The sequence below is a fragment of the Thermosipho africanus Ob7 genome (assembly GCF_003351105.1).
GTDB classification, from domain to species: Bacteria; Thermotogota; Thermotogae; order Thermotogales; family Fervidobacteriaceae; genus Thermosipho; species Thermosipho africanus.
Window position 1 is genome coordinate 44,682 of record NZ_NKRG01000009.1, and the last position, 21,373, is coordinate 66,054.

Here is a 21,373-nt window from a genome sequence, read left to right on the forward strand (position 1 = left end):
GTTACATATAATAGGGGGGGTATAAATGGAAGAACTTTTATGTGCGGAAAATGTTGCAAGAATTATTACAAGGCTTAAACCTATTGATTTTAAGTATGAGGAGCAATATAAGAACTTTTTTGACGTAATAAACATTTATCTTACAACAAAAGATGAGGAACTTGCAAGATACATTCTTGATGAAGAATTTGAAGACTTATTTGAAATTTTTAAAAAAATTATTTGTAAAACGAAATTTTTTAATTTTATAAATCCGACAAAAAGGGTATTTTATAAAACATTTGATATTGGTGAGAGAAAAGTGAAGATATACTTGAATACTCATTTTCATGTAAAACACAGAAATAAAGTCTTTTATTATTACATACTACCTGATATGAGAGAATGGAATGAAAAGACTTTAAAACATTTTCATAGGCTGGGTAATGATATATTAAATAGTAATCTTCCGCCTGATCAATCAGAATTTAGGATAGTAAATGTTATTAAGGGAAAGATTATTAAAGGTTGTAATGTGAGCTATAAGTATCATAGGGCGATTTCATCAGTTGTATATGAATCTTTTTCTAATGTCTGAGAGATAGAAAGTAGGTGAATTTTATGGAAAAAATAGGAATTGTAGTTGATTCTGGATGTGATGTGGGAAATGTTGATTATCCCTTAAAGGTGGTTCCATTAAGAATATTTGTAAATGGAAAAGAATATAACGATGGAGAAATTGATGAAGAATTTTTGTTTGAAAACTTAGATGGAGAAGTAAAAACTTCACTTCCAAATCCAGAAGCTATTAGGCAGGTTATGCTTGATTTTATAAATGAAGGTTATAAAAAGATAATAACTTTTAACATTTCAAGTAATTTAAGTGGTACATTTAATCTTTTTAGATTGATTAGCCAAGAGCTAATGGAAAAATTTGATGATGTAAAAATAGTAAATATAGACACACTTAATATTTCAGTAGGTTCTGGCCTTATTGTGAGAAAATGTATTGAATACATACATTCTGGTAGCTTATTTGAAGATGTTGTAGAAAAATCAAAAGAAGATATTGAAAAATCAAAAGTTTTTTATGTTATTCCAACACTTAAATATCTTGCAAGAGGTGGACGAATAGGTAAAGTTAAGGCAATGCTCGGAGAATTTTTAAAAATGAAACCAGTTATATCTGTAAATAAAGAAGGAGAATATTATACGGTTACAAAGGCTCATGGTTTTAAAAAATCTATTAATGCAATGTACGAAGAGTTTTTAAAATTTGTTTCAAACAAAAAATTTATTTCGATTGTTGCTACAACTGGTAATAGCGAAAGTGTAAGGCGAATAAAAGAAAGTTTACTTGAAAAAATTAGGGATATCGAAAATTGTGTTAGAGCTTTTGAATCAGAAGTTTCAACAGTGCTTTCAGCTCATACGGGACCTGATTTGGTTGGAGTTGCGGCTTTAATATTAGATTAAAAAAAGGTGCCCTTCTTGGGGCACCTTTTTTCATTATTTGTTTACTTTTTCTTTTAATTCTTTTCCAGGTTTGAATTTTGGAACTTTTCTTGCAGGAATTTTAATTTTTTCTCTTGTTCTTGGGTTTACACCTGTTCTTTCTTCTGCTTTTCTTACTTCAAATGTTCCAAATCCGATAAGTTGAACTTTTTCCCCTTTTGCTAATGCATCGGAAATTGATTCAAATACTGCATCAACAACTGCTTTGATGTCTTTTTTCTTTAATTCAGGAATCTTTTCAGCGATCATGTTAACAAGTTCCTTTTTACTCATACCTTTTCCCTCCTCTTAGTTAATGGTGATAAGTACGATAATAATATATCATTTTTGGTGTATCAATTGCAAATAGTTTATTTATAAGGCTTTGTGAAACATTATAATGAAAAAACGAGAAATAAGACAAAATAATCATTTTTTTAAGTTTTTTCTGTAAAAATCGTCAATAATCTTTGAAATATCGAATTTTGTCTTATTCTCGGAAGAAATTACCAAATCTGCCTTTTGTGAAAATATAGAATGCATCTCTTCAAAGATTATATCTAGTTCTTTATCACTGTATTTTTTATTGATCTTTTTTAGTCTTTTAACGAATTTTTCTTTTGGAATTTTTATGTATATTATCTTTCCGTTAAAAAGCTCAAGGTTTGAGATAGTTCCAAGAGTAACTACAATTTTTTCTTCAAATTTTTTAAAACGCTTTAGAAATTTTCCTTCAAGTGATTTTATTGTTTGAAGACCATTATTTCTAATTATATCGTTGAAAGATTTTCCTGTTTCTATTTTTAATATTTCATCAAAATCAACTACATCGTATCCAAAATCTTCTTTTAAAATTCTTCCCACAGCAGATTTGCCGCTTCCAGGGAGTCCAACTATATACAAAGGCAATTAAATCCCCCCTAATCAGATAATATTTTAATAAAAACTTTTCTCCTCCTTGGACCATCAAACTCGCAGAAGTATACACCTTGCCATGTTCCAAGAACTAATTTTCCATTTTCTATTATTAAAGTAATACTTGGAGATACAAGTGTAGATTTTATATGTGAATCAGAGTTTCCTTCAATATGGGTATAATCCCAATTAGCAGGTATAACCTTGTTTAAAGTTTTAACTATGTCACTTTTCACTGAAGGATCAGCATTTTCATTTATAGTAACAGCTGCAGTTGTATGTGGAACAAACACCACACAAATGCCTGATTTAATACCAGATTTACTTATCGTTTCTTCTATTTTATGAGTTATGTCTATGAACTCATTTCTTGTTTTTGTAGGAACTTCTAAGCTGTAAAGCATCTTTATTCCCCCTTTTCAAAGCCTATTATATCATAAAAACTGTTTTACTTGCAATTTTACTTGATTTTTATAACTTTTTTTATTATAATATAAATGCAAATGATTTGCATTTGCAATTACTTGGAGGGGAATGAAGTGCTGACAAAATGGAGGAAATTGGTTTTAGATGTTATAAATTCAAGTGAGAAGCCACTTAATGCGGAAGATATTTATAGATTGAATAATTTCAAACCCAATTTGTCAACTGTATATAGAGCTTTAAATTATCTTGAGAAAAAAAGCTATATTTCTTCAGTATCTTTTGATGGTGGAACTAAGTATTATTTTTCAAAAGATAAGCATTTCCACTTTTTATATTGCACAAATTGTGGAAAAATAGAAGTTTTTGAAGAGTGTATGGCAAGTGAACTTGAAAAGAAAATTAAGAGTAAATTTGGTTATCTTATAACAGATCACGTATTTTATTTTAAAGGATTGTGTAAAAAATGTAGGAAGGAGGTAAAAGGGAATGAATAATAAAATATTACTTACAGTCTTTTTAATTTTTGTTTCATCCCTTTCATTTTCTTTGATAGTTACAACTATCAATCCATACTATTTGATTGTTAAACAAATTGTAGGTGAAAAAGATGAGGTATATTTGTTGCTTAGCCCTAATGTAAATCCCCATACTTATTCACTAAGAGTAAGTGATGTAAAAATACTTTCAAAAGCAAATATTATTTTTGCAAATGGTGGGATAGAACCAGATTTAAGCAAATTTTATGTTGTATATTTAAGAGATTATATTCCTTCTTTGTTTGTTGAATACAACAACCCACATTTTTGGCTTGATCCTTACTTTGTCAAGTTTTATATAATTCCAACAATCGTTGAGAAATTAAGTAAAGTTTATCCTCAGTACAGGAGTGATTTTGAAGCAAATGCAAAAATTCTTTTGGGTGAAATTGATGAATTTTTGAGAGATTATAAAGCGTTAAATTTAAGTGGGACTGTGCTTGTTCATCATCCAAGTTTTTACTACTTTTTTAAAGAATTAAATTTAAAGGTGAAGTGGGTTGAGCAAGGGCACAATGTTTCAGTTGGTATGAAGAAGTTAATAGAAACTATAAAATCTGAAAATATTATTGCAATATTTTCTGAGGTTCAACAATCAAAGGATGAAATAAAAATTATATCAAAACAACTGAACAAAAAGTATTACACTTTAGATCCTCTTGGAGTAAATGCTAAAAAGTTCATAGATATTTACTATCAAAATTTTGAAGAGATAAGGAAGGCGTTAAATGATGACAAATGATATAGCTGTAATGGTTAAAGATTTAAACTATCTAATAGGGGAAAAATATATTCTAAAAAATATCAACTTTTCAATTAAAAAAGGTGAGTTTGTAGGAATTGTAGGTCCTAATGGGGCGGGTAAATCTACTTTGATAAAGATTCTAATTGGTGAAATAGATAATTACGTTGGAGAAGTTATGATAGAAGGGAAAATAGGATACCTTCCACAAGTTCAAACGTTTAATAGGGAGGTACCTATTAACGCTTATCAATTTGTAAAAATGGGAAGCTACAGAAATAAGAAAAATGTAAAACTTATTGAAAAGCTAATTGAAGAAGTAGGACTTTCAGGAAAAGAAAAGCAACTTATAGGGACAATGTCAGGTGGAGAGATTCAAAGACTTTCACTTGCAAGAGCGTTGGTTTCTGAACCAGATATTTTGATTTTAGATGAACCAGAAGCTGGTGTTGATCAAATGGGTAAAGCAAGATTTTATGAGCTTTTAGAAGAGTTTCAAAAACGACTTAATTTAACGATTATAATGGTTTCTCACGATATAGGTATGGTTTTTGAAAAGTGTACAACGGTGATGTGTTTGAATAAAACTCTTCATTGCCATGGGCCAACAGAAAAAATAAAGCCCGATGAATTAAAATTGTTATTTCCTGATTTTGATTTGTGGATAAGATCTAAAAACCATTATGAAAGGGAGCATGAACATGGAGATATTTGAATTTGACTTTTTAAGGATAGCATTTTTGGCTACAATTTTAGCTTCAATATCTTCAGCACTCATATCACCAATAGTTGTTTACAAGAGGATGGAGTTTATTGGTGATGGTACTGCCCATGCTGCTTTTGCGGGCCTTGCGTTTGGGCTTTTGTTTGGAATTAATTATAGGCTTATGGCAGTTTTAACTGCTATAGTATTTTCGATTATAATAAGCTATTTTACCAATAAAAGTAAGATTCATGAAAATAGTGCTATAGGTATGTTGCTTCCCGTATTTATGTCTGTGGGTGTTATTTTGCTTTCAAAAAGTTCTACATACGTTCAGGACATAACAAGTTATTTGTTTGGAGACATATTGCTGGTTAATATATCTGATTTTTATTTTCTAATGTTTATAATAACATTGATAATCGTTTTTTTAGCTATTTTTAGAGAAGAAATACTTTACTTTCTTGCAGATGAAAAGATGGCTTCTTTTTATGGAGTAAAAACTTCTTTGCTTCGAGCATTGCTTTTGGGAGTAATTTCTGTAATGGTAGTAGGTATAGTAAAGATTTCCGGAGTTATTTTACTTGGGGCACTTTTAATAATTCCAGGACTTGTTTCAAAAAGTTTTGCAAAATCGTATAAAAGTGTGTTTTTTATTTCGGTTGTTTATAATGTCCTTGTATCTATTATAGGATTTTACATTGCATATATTCTTGATATTTCACCAGGCCCTTCAATCGTTTTAACATCTTTTACAGCTTTTGTTTTTTTGCTCTTTTTCAAAAAAAGTAAATAGTCATAAATCTTATTATTGACATCAAAAATAAATTATGATATTATATTAGACGCGGCGGCGTAGCTCAGTGGCTAGAGCAACTGATTCATAATCAGTGAGTCATGGGTTCGAGTCCCATCGCCGCCACCAAAATAGAAAAGTTAAGAGAATGGAGCCGATAAGGCTCCGTTTTTTTTTTTACAATATTGAATTTTTTTCCTTAGTGAGTATAATGAATAAATTATTAGAGAATTTTTCTTTTTGAAATATGAATTTGCCTAAGTAACTTTTAATGTTAATGATGATTGACTATATAGTTATGTGTGAAAAATTTTTCTATTAAGATATTAAATGTCTCCACAAACATTTAAAAATGTTACCTACCTCTATGAAGCTTTATACGCTACTATAGAAAATTTCTTTATTCCAGAAATTATAGAAAGTATAAAATAGTAAAATTCCCAGGTTTTCCTGGGAATTTTTTATTAGTTAGATTTGATGTGATTTTTTTAGCTTTATACTATTTAAAGCTTTCAAATGAATATATTGCCTTTTAATCTTAATCGTGAAAAATTTCATGATTTTTGATTTGATGTTAAAATATTAATAGATAATGTTAAAAAAATCACAAATCAAAAAGGGGGAACTTGCGTTGGAATTTCAACTTACGAAACTTCAAAAATGGATAAAAAAAGCAGCAAGAGAGATAACTGAAAAAGAGTTTAAGAATCTTGCAGCAAAGGTTGATGAGGAAGGTTATTTTCCTATTGAAAATGTTGAAAAGTTAAGGAAATACGGTTTTTTAGGAATGAATATTCCAAGAGAATACGGTGGAGCAGGAGCTGATGATCTATCTTATGTTATAGCAGTTGAAGAGATTTCAAGATATTGTGCTACTACAGGGGTTATTCTCTCAGCACATAATTCTTTAGCTTGTTGGCCAATATACTACTATGGAACGGATTATCAGAAAGAAAAATTTTTGAGACCTCTTGCAACTGGTGAAAAACTTGGTGCATTTGCATTGACTGAACCAAATGCTGGAAGTGATGCTTCAAATCAATCTACATATGCAGTTAAAGATGGAAATAATTGGATTATAAATGGAACAAAGATATTTATAACAAATGGTGGGGTTGCAGATATTTATATAATTTTTGCTTCCACTAATAAGGAATTGGGAGCAAAAGGTATAAGTGCGTTTATAGTCGAAAGAGATACACCCGGATTTAGCATAGGAAAGATTGAAGAAAAGATGGGAATCAGAGGTTCAGCAACGGCAGAGCTAATTTTAAATAACGTTGTAGTTCCTGGAGAAAATTTGCTTGGCAAAGAAGGGCAAGGGTTTAAAATTGCTTTAAAAACTCTAGATGGCGGACGTATCGGTATTGCAGCCCAAGCCCTTGGGATTGCACAAGGTGCTTTTGATGAAACAGTAAAGTACATTAAGCAAAGGGAACAATTTGGAAGGCCAATTGCAAAATTTCAATCGGTCCAGTTTATGATTGCAGAAATGAAAACAAAGATTGAGGCAGCAAGATGTCTTGTTTATAATGCTGCTTTAAAGAAGATGAAATGTTCTGATTATTCTTTGGAAGCTGCAATGGCAAAGTATTATGCTTCAGATGTTGCAATGGAGGTTACAAGAATGGCTGTTCAATTGCATGGAGGTTACGGCTATACAAAGGAATATCCAGTAGAAAGAATGATGAGAGATGCAAAAATAACGGAAATATATGAAGGGACCACAGAAGTTCAAAAGATTGTAATATCATCAAACATACTAAAGTAAGGGGGAAACAATATGAATATTGTGGTTTGTATAAAGCAAGTTCCGGATACTACAGAGTTAAAGATAGATCCAATAACTGGAACACTTATTAGAAAAGGTGTGCCTTCCATTATGAACTATGATGATAAAGCTGCCCTTGAAGAAGCCTTGAAGTTAAAAGATCAAATAGGGGCTAAAGTTACTGCTATTTCTATGGGACCTGAACAAGCAAAAGAAGTACTTGAAGAAGCTTTAGCTATGGGAGCAGATGATGCGATTTTGATTAGTGATAAGGTTTTTAGCGGCTCTGATACATGGGCTACTTCTAATGTTTTAAGTGAAGCAATTAAGAAAATTGGATTCGACGTAATATTTACTGGAAGACAAGCTATAGATGGAGATACTGCTCAAGTTGGACCTCAGATTGCACAAAAACTTGGTATACCTCAGGTAACTTATGTAAGAAAGCTTTCATATAAAGAAGGGAAATTTTTAATTGAAAGAGAGATGGATGATTATATTGAGATTATGGAAGCAAGGCCGCCTGTTTTATTTTCCGTTGTTAAAGAAGCTAACAATCCAAGGTATCTGGATGTAAGAAGGTTAGTTGATATTTGTCAAAAAGATCCAATACAAATCTGGAATAACAATGATTTAAAAATTGATGAAAGCATAATTGGATTGAAAGGTTCACCTACAAAAGTAAAGAAAACATTTACCCCGACGTTTGAAAAAGAAACTAAGGTAATTGAAGGAAGTACAGATGAAAAAGTTCAAACTCTCATTAAAGAACTCAAGGAAAAGCATTTAATATAAGGAGGAAAATAAAGATGAAAGAAATATGGGTTTATATAGAAACGTTTAATAAAAAGGTGAAAAAAGTTAGTCTTGAGCTTTTGACAAAAGCAAATGAACTTTCACAAAAATTGAGTGCAAAGGTTGTAGCAGTTTACATTGATAAAGACGATTTGGATGATACTATTTCAAAGTATGGAGCAGATAAAATAGTTCATTTGTACAATAAAGATTTGCAATTTTACGACAGCCAGGTATATACAAATGCATTGTATAATTTGATAAAAGATAACAGACCTCATATATTGTTAATTGGTGCAACGTCAGTTGGTAGAGATTTAGCTCCAAGACTTGCAGCAAAGTTAAATACCGGTCTTACCGCAGATTGTACACAGCTTGATTTAGATGAGGATGGCTTATTGCTTCAAACACGACCTGCCTTCGGCGGAAATATAATGGCAACTATTATTTGTCCTGAACATATTCCTCAGATGGCAACTGTAAGACCGGGTATTTTTGAGGCAAAAAAATTAGAAAAGATTCCAGAAATAGAAAAAATTGAATTTGAACTTGAAAAGAATTGTACAACAAAAACTTTAGAAATTATGAAAAAAAACTCTCTTTTAAAAGATATCACCGAAAGTGATGTTATAGTTGCAGGGGGGAGAGGACTTTCAAAGAAGGAAGGATTTGATCTTTTAAGAGACCTTGCAAAAGAATTAAATGGTACAATTGCGGCTTCACGTGCAGCGGTTGAGGCAGGTTGGGCACCTCAAGAAATCCAAGTTGGCCAAACTGGGAAAACGGTAAAACCGAAAATATATATAGCTTGTGGTATTTCAGGAGCAATACAGCATATTGCAGGAATGAAAGATTCAAAATGTATAATAGCTATTAATAAAGATAAAAATGCTCCTATATTTAAAATAGCAGATTATGCAATAGTTGGAGATATATACGAAGTTGTTCCAAAGTTGATTGAAAAATTAAGGTTTTTAAAACAATAATTTTGAAAAAGTTAGAAAAATATGTATAATATAAATGAAGTTGTTTGCCTCTTCAATGTGAAGAGGCACTTTTTTTATCTTTGGAGGTGAACTTTTGTGGAAACAAAGGGTGTTAAATTACTTCAAGGTGATCCAAAAAGAGCAATAGTAAAACTTTCTATCCCTATGATATTTGCAATGTTAGTTCAAACTATGTATAACTTGGTCGATGGTATATGGGTTGCAGGACTTGGTCCAGCAGCGCTTGCAGCTATTGGTGCATTCTTCCCAATATTTATGATAATAATTTCTCTTGCATCTGGGCTTGGAGTTGGTGCAAGTTCAGTTATAGCAAGAAAAATTGGAGAAAGAAATAAACATGAAGCTGATAAAGCTGCTGTAAATTCGCTGGCAATAGCTGTTATCTTTGGAATTACCTTTATGATTGTATCTTTAGCCCTTATTAAACCTGTTTTAGAAGTATTAGGAATAAGCAAAAAAGTCTTGGATGAAACTCTAAAATATTCTTATATAATTATATTTTCCATTCCGCTATTAATGTTTAATAACGTTTCAAATGGAATTTTGCGTGGAGAAGGTGACGCAAAAAAAGCAATGTATGCAATCTCGATCGGGTCGATACTTAATATCTTTTTGGATCCACTTTTTATTTATACATTTAAACTTGGAATAAAAGGTGCAGCTTATGCAACAGTCTTTTCAATACTTGTTTCTGCTATTTTAATTGTTTTTTGGTTGTTTATAAAAAAAGATACATATGTTTCAATACATATTAAAGGAATGAAACTTGAAGCAAAGATAATAAATGATATATTAAGGGTTGGTATTCCTTCTTCGATAGCGCAGATTGCAATGTCTGCTGCAATGTTCGTATTGAACGTTTTTGCGGTTAAAGCGGGAAAAGATTTAGGAATAGCTGTCTTTACTAGCGCCTGGAGGATTATAAACTTTGGGACAGTACCGTTGATTGGGATAGCAACTGCTGTTACTTCTGTGACTGGTGCAGCGTTTGGACAAAGGGATGCTAAAAAATTGAAAACAGCTTATTTGTATGCTATTAGATTTGGAGAAATAATTTCGTTGATTGTTATGAGCTCTATTTTAATTTTTGCAAATTACATTGCAAAGGCTTTTACGTATTCAGAAAATGGTGCACAAATTTACAGTGAACTTGTAAATGCACTTAGAATTTTATCGTTGTTTTTGCCAGGAGTACCATTTGGAATGTTTACTTCCTCCATGTTTCAAGGAACAGGTTATGGAATAAGGAGTATGATTGTTTCAATAAATAGAACGATAATCATGCAAGTTTTATTCTCCTATTTGTATGTTTTTGTATTTAATATCGGTTTAAATGGAGTCTGGTGGGGGATTGTAACAGGGAATGCGATTTCCGCAGCTATTACATTTACATGGGGAATTTTTACGGTAAAATCTATAGATAGAAAATTTTTTTATCAAAATAGATAGTTTGTGCTAAATTTTATAGGAGATAAATTTTCATTTTTAGAAGGTTTTCGAAATATGAATAAATGTTCGTGCATAATAAGATGAAAATTGTATTTTTTAACTTGTTTTTCCCAGTATGGAGTTGATTTGCAATTGTGTTGAACTTTTATTATATCTTCTTTTAATACAAAGCCATTATTTAAAAATGCTTTTAAGACATAATAAGATAATGGTACATAGTGCCCACGTTTTCTTGTATCGCCTATTAAAATTGCACAATATTTATTTTCTTTTAGGACTCTAAACAATTCTTTTGCAATTTTATCTATTTCTTTAATAAACTTTTCAACATTTGAAATATTTGAAAGATCCCCTTCAATCGTTCCTTCTGAATACTTAATAATATTTAGATATGGGGGATGAGTAATAATTAAATCAATTGTATTGTCTTCTATTTCGCTTAGATTTCTTGCATCTCCTACTTTTACAATAGGTTCGTATTTATAATCTCCTTGAAATTCTAAATTTTGCTTTGTTATTTCGACAGATTTAGGATTGATATCGTATCCTAAAGATTTTCTATTTAATATTTTTGCTTCAATTAAGGTAGTGCCACTTCCAACCATTGGGTCTAAAATAACTTCTCCTTCTTTTGAATATTTGAGAATTAAGTTTCTTGGGATCTGAGGAGCAAAATTTCCTCTATATTTTGAATTATGAGTTTCCCATTTTCCCCTTTCTGGAAATGACCATACTGTAGTTATTTCTAATTTATTATTTATTTCCATTTTCACAACTCCATTTTTAGAAGCTGTATAAATTTGCTTAGTGTATTTAAATTATATATCTTTTCAATATATTCAAAAGCTTCTTGGATTTTATTTTTTGCGCGCAGCCATCCTTTTCCATCTGTTATCCATACAAATTCGTAATTTTTATATGATTTCAATTTTCTAGAAATTTCTATATATGACCTTGTAATTTCGTTAAGTTTTGAGCCTCCCACATTGTAAAAGTTTATCTCAATCAAGTAAGTCTTTTTGTTTGTTTTGATGAGAAAGTCAAATTTTTTTATGTCGCGACCTAAGTTTTTTATTTCTTTTAATGAATTGCTAGGTACTTCTTTTTTGTATTTTATTTTGTTTTGAATTAATAAATTTTCTACCATTTTTGACATTATTTTTCCATATCTGTTTTTTCTTGAATTGGAATCAAGTCCAACTTCAATTCCAAAAACATAATCTACAAGATTTTTAATGTTTTTATTTTTAAAAATTTCTTCTAGTCCGGTTTCTTTTATATACTCATAGATTTGTTCTGGGCTTTGAAAATAATCGCTTAGTTTATTTATTTTTCCGTTTTTGTCAATAACTTTAATATTAGAATTTCGAATAGCAACTAAGATATTTAATATTTCGAAAGACTTTGGATTTTCTTCAAATATTTCTTTTATAGCTTCTTTAAGATTCTTTTTTCCAATTAAATAATTAAGTTGATTTAATTTTAATTCTAATTTTGATACATTTTTAATAACTTTTTGAAAATCTGTTATTGAATCTAAAGCTATATTTGTGTCAGATAGAGTGTTTATAAATTCATCAAAATTCATTTTATCACCTTAATTTTCATAGTTTCTAATCAAAATTTCTCTTATATACCCTCTTTTCTCACTATTAGAATTAATAGATCTTTTTGCAAAAATTCTTTCTATTATATAGTTTTTGTATAAATTATCAAAAAAACTGTCGTTTGGATCGAAATTTTTTGGATCAGAATTACTAAGTATTGCTTTGGCCCCTTTTGACGTTACATAGTCAAAAAATTTTTTAAGTCTTATTTGTTCGTTGTCATCAAAATCGTTTGCTGAATATGATGTGAAGCTTGAAGTTTTACTAATAGGCCTATATGGAGGATCAAAGTATATTAAAGTTTCTTCATCAAGGGGAAAATTTTTGCTTATTTCAAAGTCCCCAGAATATATATTTACATTTTTCAGTTTATTTGCAACGGCTATTAAATTTTCTTGATCAAGAATTTTTGGATTTTTGTATTTCCCAAAGGGAACGTTAAATTCGCCTTTTTTATTTGTTCTGTATAGCCCATTAAAGCAAGTTTTGTTTAAAAATATTAGTAGTGCAGCTTTTTTGATTTTATCTTCTTTTTCTTGATTGTATTCTTCTCTTTTTAAGTAGTAGTATTCTTTTCTTTTATTTTCTGAAAGACTTTTGTACTCATCGGCGAATGACTTTAATTGTTCGATGAGCTCAAATACATTGTTTTTGATAACAAGATATAAATTTATCAAATTTTCGTTTATATCAATAATATATGCTTCTTTAATTTTATAATTATTTAAAAGATGGAATAATAAGGCGCCGCTTCCTACAAATGGTTCAATGTATCTCATAGGTTTTCCTTTTTTAAGCATTGAAGGTAATCTTTTATCAATTTCTTTTATTAACTGTGTTTTTCCACCAGCCCATTTAAGAAAAGGCTTTGCTTTTTTTTCATATGTAAATAAATTTAATTGCAATATATCACATCCCTTGCTTTTTATATTATAACATCTATTAAAATAAAAAAAAGTGGAGTTTAACACTCCACTTTTTGGCTCCGGCGGAGGGACTCGAACCCCCAACCTAGTGGTTAACAGCCACCCGCTCTGCCTATTGAGCTACGCCGGAATCCATCGTTATCACTTTATATTATACCATATTTCCTGTTTTTTGTCAATAATCACTTTTTATGGGATATATACTTATAACACTAATAAAAATATATCATAAGTTGTGAAAATGTCAACTTTCAATTTCCCTTTTTAATATTTTTAAGCAACATAAATTTTAACTTTTTACTCTTTACAAAATTTTATTTTAGATTTAAAATCAAGATGTAGGAGGGGGATACATGAAAGACAAAAAACTTTTAAAAATAAAATCATTATCATTTATTTATTATATATTCCCGCAAAGGGAACTTTGATTGTGCAAAAATGAGGAGCCTAATGCTCCTCATTTTCATTTTAAATGTGGAGGGGTGTTATGTGCGGAATAGCAGGGGTTTGGAACGTTGAAAAATCTTATAACGTTTTACATGATTTATTGCTTGGATTACAACACAGAGGACAAGAAAGTGTTGGAATAGTTCTTGAAGATTTTAAAATGATAAAAAACAAGGGACTAGTTTCTCAAGTTTTGAATGAGTCAAACTTTTTACCAGGAAATAGTGGTATAGGCCATGTTAGGTATTCTACATACGGCTCAAACACAGAGATTCAGCCGCTTATAGGTATTACATCAAAAGGAAAATTTGCAATAGCACACAATGGTAACATTCCTGATGCAGAATCTAGAATTAACTCACTTGTGGAAAAAGGTTCTGTCTTTAATTCAACTCTTGATACTGAAATTTTCCTTCATTATATTTCTCTTGCCCCGTACTCTGATCCAATACTATCAATTCAATGGGCATTTTCAAGAATTCCTTCGGCTTATTCTGTTGTTATACTTGGAAAAGACAAGTTAATAGCAGCAAGAGATAGGTTTGGATTTAGACCTCTTTTTTATGGAAAGTACAAAAACGGTTATGTTATAGCATCAGAAGACTCAGTTCTTTATTCAATAGGTGCAAATAAAATTGTTGAGGTATTGCCTGGAGAAATAGTAATTTTTTCTGATAGTGGAATTGAAAAGGTAAAGTATGCAAACACTGATGTTAAATTTTGCTCTTTTGAATATATCTATTTTTCAAGACCAGATAGTAACTTTTTGTATGGAAATGTACACAGAGCAAGATATAGAATGGGAGAAATTTTATTTGAAGAAAGCAACATGAGGGGAGATATAGTTATTCCAATTCTAGATTCAGGATTTTCAGGAGCACTCGGTTTTTCAGCAGCATCAAGGATTCCGATAGAACTTGGTCTTATGAGAAACAGGTATCTTGGAAGAAGCTTTATTATGCCTGAAAATCGTGAAGAGATAATAAAAAGAAAGCTTGTTCCAATACCAGAAGTTATAAAGGATAAAGAAGTTATAATAATTGATGATTCTATTGTTCGTGGAACAACGATGAAGCAGATAGTTAAGATGTTAAAAGAAAATGGTGCAAGGAAAGTAAAAGTTGGTATACATTCACCACCTGTTATTGGACCATGCCCTTATGGCATTGATACTTCAAGAAAAAATGAGCTTATAGCAAATCAAAAGAGCATAGATGAAATTTTAAGTGAAATTAATGCTGACGAACTTCATTATTTATCTGTTGAAGGATTAAAAAAAGCAATTGGGGGAGATAATTTATGCCTGGGATGTCTCAATCTAAATTACCCCGTATAGTCGTGCTTGCATCAGGAAATGGTTCAAATTTTGAAGCAATTGTGAAAGCACAAAGAGAGGGAAAATTAAGAGCAGAGATTTTGATGTTAGTAGTAAACAAAGAATGTTTTGCAATTGAGAGAGCAAAAAGATTGGGGATTTCCTATAAGAAACTTTCAAAGGATTGGAAGGAAGAATTATTTTCGCTTTTAGAAGAATTAAATCCGGATTTAGTTGTTCTAGCAGGATTTATGAAAATTTTGCCTCCAAATATAGTAAATAAATGGAAGATAGTTAACATACATCCATCACTTTTGCCTGCTTTTAAGGGAAAAGATGCGATAAAGCAGGCATATGAATATGGAGTTAAAGTTACTGGAATTACAATACATTATGTAGATGAAGGTGTTGATACAGGTCCAATAATATTTCAGCACGCAATTAATATAGATGGAATGTCTTTGGAAAGGGTTGAAGAAGAAATACATAAAATAGAGCATAAATATTATCCTATCATTATTGATAAAATTTTGAATGATTAATTTCTTGAAAGGAGTGAGCGGGGGTGTATCTGGAAAAATTTAATTTGGATTTAAGGTATGGGGAAAATTCACATGAAAAAGCAGAAATTTTTGGAAAACCTGCGTTTGAGATTTTACATGAAGGCAAGCAACTTTCGTACAACAACATATTGGATGCCGAAGCTGCCTATGTAATAGCAAATAATCTAAAAAAACTAAAAGGCTATGCAAGTGTAGTAGTAAAACACCAAACACCATGCGGAGCATCTATAAAGAATGATAAGATTGAATCAATTCTTTCTGCAATAGCAGCAGATGAAGAATCAAGTTTTGGAGGCATATTAGCCGTTAACTTTGAATTTGATCAAGAATGTGCAATGGCAATTAAGAAAAAATATCTAGAAGTTGTCGTTGCAGAAAGTTTTACTCAAGAAGCAATTGAAGCTCTTTCAAAGAAAAAGGTTAGAATTTTAAAGATAAATGATTATGAACCAAAGGTAGGAAAACCTGCATTTGGAGCATTTTTAATAGGCGAGAGAAAGCTTCCAGATTTAAAATTCACCCACGTTGCAGGTCCACAATTGGATGTTGAAGAATTAAACGAATTATTATTTGCTTTTATTGTAGTTGAAGGTGTAAAGTCTAATGCGATTTTAATTTCAAAAGATATGACTACCGTAGGTATAGGAACCGGTCAGCCTTCCAGAAAAAGAGCTGCATGGATAGCAACAGAGCTAGCAGGCGAAAAAGCAAAAGATGCATATGCTGCCTCTGATGCTTTCTTTCCTTTCCCCGACGGTCTTGAAATTCTTGCAAAGGCTGGGGTAAAAGCAGTTGTTTCACCAATGGGTTCAATTAGAGATGAGGAAGTAATTAATGCTGCTGAAAAAATGGGCTTGTCATTTTACAAGGCAGAAGGAAGAGTTTTTAGACATTGAGGTGATAATATGAAAGTTTGTATAGTAGGTTCTGGTGGAAGAGAACATGCTATGGGATATGCTTTTGAAAAAGCTGGTTTTGAAGTTTTTTATACGCCAGGCAATGGATTAACTGAAAATAATATCGATTTTGAAAGCCTTAAAGATTTTAATGGATTAATAATTCCTGGCTCAGAAGAATACCTTGCAAATGGAATTGCTGAAAAGTATGCTAATGTTTTTGGACCTGACAGTAGAGCTTCAAGACTTGAAAGCTCAAAAATCTATGCAAAACAATTTATGAGTATTTACAATTTAACTACTCCAAGGTTTGAAATTGCATCCAATAGGGAGGAACTTTTAGAAAAAATTGAAAAATTTTATCCGCCATATGTTTTAAAAGCAGATGGGCTTGCAAAAGGGAAAGGTGTATTGATTGTTGAAAATAAAGATGAAGCAGTTGAGCTTGGGAGTAAGCTAATAAGTGGAGAGTTGATTGCGGGAGTTTCTGGCCCAATAGTTATTGATGAATTTTTACCTGGAAGAGAGCTTTCAGCTATGGCTGTTGTTAATGGAGACAATTTTTCACTGTTTCCGTTTATACAGGATTATAAGAAGATTAATACTGGGAACACTGGTCCTAACACTGGTGGAATGGGGAGCTTTGGACCTATTGAAATTGATGGTGAATTAAAAACAAAGATCGAGGAATTGTTTGCAAAAACACTTTATGGTTTAAAAAAAGAAGGGGTTTTTTACAGGGGATTTTTATACCTTGGGTTAATGATATACGAAAAAACTCCATATATCCTGGAATATAACGTAAGGTTGGGTGATCCTGAAACTGAAGTTATTGTGGCAACAAACCCAGACAATTTTGTAGAGTGCGTTTTAAAGGCTTATAACAAAGAAAATATTCCTGAATTTAACCCCAAATACTATGCTCTTGATGTTGTACTTGCAAGCAAAGGTTATCCGGGAAAATATGAAAAGGGAAAAGAGATAAGAAATCTCTTTCCACTTCAAGGAGAAGATTTTGTAATATTTGGTGCAGGAGTAAAAAAGGAAAACGATAAATATTATACAAATGGTGGAAGAGTTTTGCATTGTGTTGCTTTTTCCGAGAATAAGGAAGAAGCAAAAAAAAGAGCATATGAAATTTCAGAAAAAATAGATTTTGATGGTAAGATATTTAGAAAAGATATTGGGGTGATCTATGCATGAAGTATACATATAAACAGGCGGGGGTAGATGTAAAAAAAGGAGATGAATTTGCAAAAATTATAAAGGAAAATGTAAATATTCCAGAGTGGATTTTAAAAGAACCTACTGGATATGCAACTGTTTTGCTTTTTACTACACCCCCAATTGCAGTTACTGCTGATGGTATAGGAACTAAGATTTTACTTCACATTGAGCATGGAACATTCAAGGAGGCAGCAAAAGATTTAATAGCTATGAATTATAATGATCTGATATGTGTTGGAGCAAAACCAATAGCATTCTTAGATTATATAGGCACACACAAGATTGGTGAAATTGAAAAGAAATTTATTGATGCACTTATTAAAGAGCTAAAAAATTGTGATATGTATTTGGTTGCAGGTGAAACAGCTGAGATGCCAGATATGTATCAAGAAAATCATTTTGATGTTGCAGGTTTTGCAATTGGCACACTTATAAAGAAATTTGAGCATTCTCATATAAAACCTGGTGATTATATTATGGCTTTAGATTCATCTGGTTTTCACTCAAATGGTTGGAGTCTTATTAGAAAGATAATTAGTGAAGAAAAGATAAACATAAAAGATTTACCTTTTGATATACTAAAAGGAACAAGAATTTATAAGGAAATTATACCTTATTTTGATAAAATAAAAGCAATGGCTCATGTTACTGGTGGAGGAATTACTAGAGCGTTGAGAAGGTTGCTTGGAAATTTAGGATATGAAATAAATATTGAAAAAAAGGAATTTGTAGATTGGATTTTAAAATACGTAGAATTTGACGAAGCTATTAATACCTTTAACATGGGATATGGTTTGTTATATGTCTCAGAAACAGATGAACTTCCTGGAAAAGTAGTTGGACGAGTAAAGGAAAGCGAAAGAGTAATAAAGTTTTAATTTATTCCATTCAAAAAAACATGGCTCTAGACGAGCCATGTTTTTTTTATATTAAATTGTAAGAATATGATTTTGTATTTTATCTTTGAAGACTTGACTCTTCATTTTTTGATTTATCCAGAATCTTCCACATATTAAATTTCGACAATTCCTATCCTTTATATTGCATTACAAATAGTGAAAAATAAACCGGTCTTTGATCTACATATTCTTGAACCTTTTAAACAATTTAAAAAATATAAATTTTTTGAAAACTATATCAAAAACAAATACTCGTTTAAAGAAATAATTATTTATTTTTCATAGGTAGATTCTAAACACCAAATCCTTCCATTGAAAGGCCGGTGATGTAAATTGTGTTTTTTTCTCATAGGTAGATTCTAAACTCTGGAGAGGCATTAAAACCGGTTTTTGTCAAAACAAGAGGACATGTTTTCATTCCTCATAGGTAGATTCTAAACGGGTATGAACCAGAAGAAGAGGGTCACAGTCCTCGCTCGCAGAATTGTTTTCATTCCTCATAGGTAGATTCTAAACTATATTATCTCTATCAAAAGAAGACAAAAGCTCTGTAATTACATGTTTTCATTCCTCATAGGTAGATTCTAAACTGAACCTGTGTTATATGCCCAACTCACTGGTAAATGTTTTCATTCCTCATAGGTAGATTCTAAACATGCAAATGAGAAATATTAAAAAAGAAATTGAAAAGAAGTATGGGTTTTCATTCCTCATAGGTATATTCTAAACGAAGGTATGTTAAAGTTACATGATAAATTACAAAACACAGTTTTCATTCCTCATAGGTAGATTCTAAACTGTTTTTTCTTCTCATGTGCTATTCCTTCTAATAGTGGTGTTTTCATTCCTCATAGGTAGATTCTAAACGTGTTTTATGTCTCTTGCTGGATCATTGAATTCCTCGGTGTTTTCGTTTTCATTCCTCATAGGTAGATTCTAAACTATAACACAAGAATTTATTTACGACGAAAACGACGCACAAGTTTTCATTCCTCATAGGTAGATTCTAAACTAAACAATTCAAGTATGCCATAGAAATAATCGTTAAGACCCAGTTTTCATTCCTCATAGGTAGATTCTAAACCAAGATTATTTAATCTACTACCAGATTTTGAGATAATAAAGGGTTTTCATTCCTCATAGGTAGATTCTAAACAAAGAATTTATATTTCGGACTAGTGAGCACGATATACAACTAGTGTTTTCATTCCTCATAGGTAGATTCTAAACTATATTATCTCTATCAAAAGAAGACAAAAGCTCTGTAATTACATGTTTTCATTCCTCATAGGTAGATTCTAAACAAGAAAAATTCGATTTACAAACACTATCAGGCATACGTGATGCAGTTTTCATTCCTCATAGGTAGATTCTAAACAAAAGGTTATTACACTGAACCTCATTATGACGATTGGAAACTGTTTTCATTCCTCATAGGTAGATTCTAAACTTTAACAGAAACAAGAAAAAGATACCTGCGCGCGCGATGGAAGTTTTCATTCCTCATAGGTAGATTCTAAACCCTTTTATAGCAGATTTAGAGTGGATTGTTAGACCAAACAACTTTGTTTTCATTCCTCATAGGTAGATTCTAAACCCTAATAATTTTGCAAAAATACTGGAAGGACGATACGATAAGTTTTCATTCCTCATAGGTAGATTCTAAACAAACTTACCTGTAATTTTGGTATCATAAAAATATCCTTCTACGTTTTCATTCCTCATAGGTAGATTCTAAACTTGTTGATACTATTGTCGATATACACGCCGATAGTTCGAACGTTTTCATTCCTCATAGGTAGATTCTAAACACGTATTCAGAAATTGAAAGAACATATAAACTAATTTTTTCAAAAGTTTTCATTCCTCATAGGTAGATTCTAAACCTAAACGAGAGATTAAATTTTGATATCCTAGTGATGGGCCACACTCATCAGTTTTCATTCCTCATAGGTAGATTCTAAACCCATACAAGATGAAATAGATATCGCAGCATTAACAGTTGGGTTTTCATTCCTCATAGGTAGATTCTAAACGAACAAGAAAATGCGTGGTTTTTGGAGATGATAAAAGATGAATCGTTTTCATTCCTCATAGGTAGATTCTAAACTTTTACATTTAAGAAAGGAGGTAAGAACATGGGTATAGAGCCTGTTTTCATTCCTCATAGGTAGATTCTAAACCTATAAATATTCACATAAATAAATATAACAAAGAAAAGTAACAAAACCTTTGAGCGGAAGTAAACTGTAAGTTAAATATAGAATTTATAAGCCTTCACGATCATTCATACTTAAAAACATCTCCTAAAAAATCATCTAATTTTGAATTATTAACACAAACGTTACAAATACCGTAATAATAAATTAGTAAAAAAGGAATTTTTTGACATTGATTACAATAATGTTAAGACACTCTTCTGTTTTAGACCCAGCAACTATAATTTTATTAGTTAATATTAAGTTTCTATTTAGTTAACAGATTGTTTTCAGAGGCATTTTCGATATCTAGAGTTACAGCTTGGTCAATGTAAAAATTATTTTTCAATCAATCTAATCATCTTAGGATGAACAGAGAGTGTGTCTATTAATATCGTTAACTGCTGCCCTAGTAACATATATGTAATCTGCGCCTTTAGCTTCCTTTCATTCATTCCTCTCATCTTTATCCTCTATTTTTGCATTTCTATGTACCACTCTATTTCCCATCTTTTGCTTTATATCAACCTATTTATTTCTCTTTTCATAAATTCTTTCCCTTTTCTTCCACTAGGTCTTACATATAACTTCATCTTTTCTTTCATTTTTTCAGCAAACTCCCATTGCCAGTACCCTCTATCTGCTAACAATATTGAACCTTCTATATCTTCTAACATATTTT

General features: G+C 31.0%; 22 protein-coding genes, 2 tRNA genes and 1 CRISPR repeat array. Of the genes, 16 read left to right on the forward strand and 8 right to left on the reverse strand.

Annotated features, from left to right (window positions below):
* Nucleotides 1–25 precede the first annotated feature (25 nt).
* Nucleotides 26–577: a hypothetical protein gene (locus OB7_RS08810; RefSeq protein WP_012579752.1), complete on the forward strand. Its 552-nt coding sequence runs from the start codon at nt 26–28 to the stop codon at nt 575–577.
* Between the two features lie 23 nt (nt 578–600).
* Nucleotides 601–1,455, forward strand: a complete 855-nt coding sequence (locus OB7_RS08815) for a DegV family protein (RefSeq protein WP_004104639.1) — start codon at nt 601–603, stop codon at nt 1,453–1,455.
* Nucleotides 1,456–1,488: 33 nt separating this feature from the next.
* Here OB7_RS08815 and OB7_RS08820 read toward each other — a convergent pair whose 3' ends face one another.
* The 3 genes from OB7_RS08820 to OB7_RS08830 all read right to left on the reverse strand — a co-directional run bounded on the left by OB7_RS08820 (nt 1,489) and on the right by OB7_RS08830 (nt 2,792).
* Nucleotides 1,489–1,767 carry an HU family DNA-binding protein gene (locus OB7_RS08820; RefSeq protein WP_004104645.1) on the reverse strand — a complete coding sequence of 93 codons (279 nt, stop codon included), beginning with the start codon at nt 1,765–1,767 and terminating at the stop codon, nt 1,489–1,491.
* A 135-nt stretch (nt 1,768–1,902) separates the two neighbouring features.
* Nucleotides 1,903–2,382: a shikimate kinase gene (locus OB7_RS08825; protein ID WP_004104648.1), complete on the reverse strand. Its 480-nt coding sequence runs from the start codon at nt 2,380–2,382 to the stop codon at nt 1,903–1,905.
* Between the two features lie 11 nt (nt 2,383–2,393).
* Nucleotides 2,394–2,792, reverse strand: coding sequence for a secondary thiamine-phosphate synthase enzyme YjbQ (locus OB7_RS08830; RefSeq protein WP_004104650.1), 399 nt, complete (start codon nt 2,790–2,792; stop codon nt 2,394–2,396).
* Between the two features lie 135 nt (nt 2,793–2,927).
* On the opposite strand from OB7_RS08830, the gene OB7_RS08835 reads away from it, so the two are divergent.
* From OB7_RS08835 to OB7_RS08875, 9 genes are all read left to right on the forward strand, one after another.
* Nucleotides 2,928–3,308 (forward strand): Fur family transcriptional regulator, encoded by a 381-nt coding sequence (locus OB7_RS08835; protein ID WP_114703087.1) that lies wholly within the window; start codon nt 2,928–2,930, stop codon nt 3,306–3,308.
* On the forward strand, nt 3,301–4,092 hold the full coding sequence (locus tag OB7_RS08840; RefSeq protein ID WP_114703088.1) for a metal ABC transporter substrate-binding protein: 792 nt from the start codon (nt 3,301–3,303) through the stop codon (nt 4,090–4,092). The genes OB7_RS08835 and OB7_RS08840 overlap by 8 nt, the downstream gene beginning before the upstream one ends.
* Nucleotides 4,079–4,807, forward strand: coding sequence for a metal ABC transporter ATP-binding protein (locus OB7_RS08845; RefSeq protein WP_114703089.1), 729 nt, complete (start codon nt 4,079–4,081; stop codon nt 4,805–4,807). The genes OB7_RS08840 and OB7_RS08845 overlap by 14 nt, the downstream gene beginning before the upstream one ends.
* Complete coding sequence (locus tag OB7_RS08850) at nt 4,794–5,591, forward strand: metal ABC transporter permease (RefSeq protein ID WP_114703090.1); 798 nt, start codon at nt 4,794–4,796, stop codon at nt 5,589–5,591. Before OB7_RS08845 ends, OB7_RS08850 begins: the two co-directional genes overlap by 14 nt.
* 53 nt (nt 5,592–5,644) lie before the next feature.
* A tRNA-Met gene (locus OB7_RS08855) sits at nt 5,645–5,720 on the forward strand.
* A 502-nt stretch (nt 5,721–6,222) separates the two neighbouring features.
* Nucleotides 6,223–7,362 carry an acyl-CoA dehydrogenase gene (locus OB7_RS08860; protein ID WP_114703091.1) on the forward strand — a complete coding sequence of 380 codons (1,140 nt, stop codon included), beginning with the start codon at nt 6,223–6,225 and terminating at the stop codon, nt 7,360–7,362.
* Nucleotides 7,363–7,374: 12 nt separating this feature from the next.
* Nucleotides 7,375–8,157 carry an electron transfer flavoprotein subunit beta/FixA family protein gene (locus OB7_RS08865; RefSeq protein WP_012579758.1) on the forward strand — a complete coding sequence of 261 codons (783 nt, stop codon included), beginning with the start codon at nt 7,375–7,377 and terminating at the stop codon, nt 8,155–8,157.
* Nucleotides 8,158–8,171: 14 nt separating this feature from the next.
* Nucleotides 8,172–9,143, forward strand: a complete 972-nt coding sequence (locus OB7_RS08870) for an electron transfer flavoprotein subunit alpha/FixB family protein (RefSeq protein ID WP_114703092.1) — start codon at nt 8,172–8,174, stop codon at nt 9,141–9,143.
* Between the two features lie 96 nt (nt 9,144–9,239).
* On the forward strand, nt 9,240–10,613 hold the full coding sequence (locus tag OB7_RS08875) for an MATE family efflux transporter (protein WP_114703093.1): 1,374 nt from the start codon (nt 9,240–9,242) through the stop codon (nt 10,611–10,613).
* Here OB7_RS08875 and OB7_RS08880 read toward each other — a convergent pair.
* The 4 genes from OB7_RS08880 to OB7_RS08895 form a co-directional block, all read right to left on the reverse strand.
* Nucleotides 10,601–11,380, reverse strand: coding sequence for a TRM11 family SAM-dependent methyltransferase (locus OB7_RS08880; protein ID WP_004104685.1), 780 nt, complete (start codon nt 11,378–11,380; stop codon nt 10,601–10,603). The two genes, OB7_RS08875 and OB7_RS08880, sit on opposite strands and share 13 nt — an antisense overlap.
* Nucleotides 11,381–11,382: 2 nt before the next feature.
* Nucleotides 11,383–12,201 (reverse strand): type II restriction endonuclease, encoded by an 819-nt coding sequence (locus tag OB7_RS08885; protein WP_004104687.1) that lies wholly within the window; start codon nt 12,199–12,201, stop codon nt 11,383–11,385.
* A gap of 9 nt (nt 12,202–12,210) precedes the next feature.
* The gene (locus OB7_RS08890; protein WP_004104688.1) at nt 12,211–13,125 is read right to left on the reverse strand and encodes a DNA adenine methylase; all 915 of its coding nucleotides are present in this window, start codon (nt 13,123–13,125) and stop codon (nt 12,211–12,213) included.
* Between the two features lie 75 nt (nt 13,126–13,200).
* Nucleotides 13,201–13,276, reverse strand: a tRNA-Asn gene (locus OB7_RS08895).
* Nucleotides 13,277–13,633: 357 nt separating this feature from the next.
* On the opposite strand from OB7_RS08895, the gene purF reads away from it, so the two are divergent.
* From purF to OB7_RS08920, 5 genes are read left to right on the forward strand one after another with little or no spacing between them, the layout of a single operon-like run.
* Nucleotides 13,634–14,929: an amidophosphoribosyltransferase gene (gene purF / locus OB7_RS08900; RefSeq protein ID WP_114703094.1), complete on the forward strand. Its 1,296-nt coding sequence runs from the start codon at nt 13,634–13,636 to the stop codon at nt 14,927–14,929.
* Nucleotides 14,893–15,450: a phosphoribosylglycinamide formyltransferase gene (purN, locus tag OB7_RS08905; protein ID WP_114703095.1), complete on the forward strand. Its 558-nt coding sequence runs from the start codon at nt 14,893–14,895 to the stop codon at nt 15,448–15,450. The genes purF and purN overlap by 37 nt, the downstream gene beginning before the upstream one ends.
* A gap of 23 nt (nt 15,451–15,473) precedes the next feature.
* Entirely contained in the window at nt 15,474–16,367 is an 894-nt protein-coding gene (locus OB7_RS08910; RefSeq protein WP_004104691.1) for a phosphoribosylaminoimidazolecarboxamide formyltransferase, read from the forward strand.
* Nucleotides 16,368–16,376: 9 nt separating this feature from the next.
* Nucleotides 16,377–17,570, forward strand: coding sequence for a phosphoribosylamine--glycine ligase (gene purD, locus OB7_RS08915; protein ID WP_004104693.1), 1,194 nt, complete (start codon nt 16,377–16,379; stop codon nt 17,568–17,570).
* Complete coding sequence (locus OB7_RS08920) at nt 17,567–18,472, forward strand: phosphoribosylformylglycinamidine cyclo-ligase (RefSeq protein WP_004104694.1); 906 nt, start codon at nt 17,567–17,569, stop codon at nt 18,470–18,472. The genes purD and OB7_RS08920 overlap by 4 nt, the downstream gene beginning before the upstream one ends.
* A gap of 289 nt (nt 18,473–18,761) precedes the next feature.
* A CRISPR array of direct repeats spans nt 18,762–20,676; the repeat unit is 30 nt; unit sequence GTTTTCATTCCTCATAGGTAGATTCTAAAC.
* Between the two features lie 353 nt (nt 20,677–21,029).
* On the opposite strand, the gene OB7_RS10180 is transcribed toward OB7_RS08920, so the two are convergent.
* Entirely contained in the window at nt 21,030–21,155 is a 126-nt protein-coding gene (locus OB7_RS10180) for a hypothetical protein (protein ID WP_258167437.1), read from the reverse strand.
* Between the last annotated feature and the right edge of the window lie 218 nt (nt 21,156–21,373).

Coding starts and splice junctions, on each gene's coding strand:
- OB7_RS08850 (WP_114703090.1), top strand. CDS start 4,794: ATGGAGATATTTGAATTTGACTTTTTAAGGATAGCATTTTTGGCTACA.
- OB7_RS08815 (WP_004104639.1), top strand. CDS start 601: ATGGAAAAAATAGGAATTGTAGTTGATTCTGGATGTGATGTGGGAAAT.
- OB7_RS08865 (WP_012579758.1), top strand. CDS start 7,375: ATGAATATTGTGGTTTGTATAAAGCAAGTTCCGGATACTACAGAGTTA.
- purN (WP_114703095.1), top strand. CDS start 14,893: ATGCCTGGGATGTCTCAATCTAAATTACCCCGTATAGTCGTGCTTGCA.
- purD (WP_004104693.1), top strand. CDS start 16,377: ATGAAAGTTTGTATAGTAGGTTCTGGTGGAAGAGAACATGCTATGGGA.
- OB7_RS08920 (WP_004104694.1), top strand. CDS start 17,567: ATGAAGTATACATATAAACAGGCGGGGGTAGATGTAAAAAAAGGAGAT.
- purF (WP_114703094.1), top strand. CDS start 13,634: ATGTGCGGAATAGCAGGGGTTTGGAACGTTGAAAAATCTTATAACGTT.
- OB7_RS08820 (WP_004104645.1), bottom strand. CDS start 1,767: ATGAGTAAAAAGGAACTTGTTAACATGATCGCTGAAAAGATTCCTGAA.
- OB7_RS08840 (WP_114703088.1), top strand. CDS start 3,301: ATGAATAATAAAATATTACTTACAGTCTTTTTAATTTTTGTTTCATCC.
- OB7_RS08870 (WP_114703092.1), top strand. CDS start 8,172: ATGAAAGAAATATGGGTTTATATAGAAACGTTTAATAAAAAGGTGAAA.
- OB7_RS08810 (WP_012579752.1), top strand. CDS start 26: ATGGAAGAACTTTTATGTGCGGAAAATGTTGCAAGAATTATTACAAGG.
- OB7_RS10180 (WP_258167437.1), bottom strand. CDS start 21,155: ATGAGAGGAATGAATGAAAGGAAGCTAAAGGCGCAGATTACATATATG.
- OB7_RS08880 (WP_004104685.1), bottom strand. CDS start 11,380: ATGGAAATAAATAATAAATTAGAAATAACTACAGTATGGTCATTTCCA.
- OB7_RS08845 (WP_114703089.1), top strand. CDS start 4,079: ATGATGACAAATGATATAGCTGTAATGGTTAAAGATTTAAACTATCTA.
- OB7_RS08830 (WP_004104650.1), bottom strand. CDS start 2,792: ATGCTTTACAGCTTAGAAGTTCCTACAAAAACAAGAAATGAGTTCATA.
- OB7_RS08885 (WP_004104687.1), bottom strand. CDS start 12,201: ATGAATTTTGATGAATTTATAAACACTCTATCTGACACAAATATAGCT.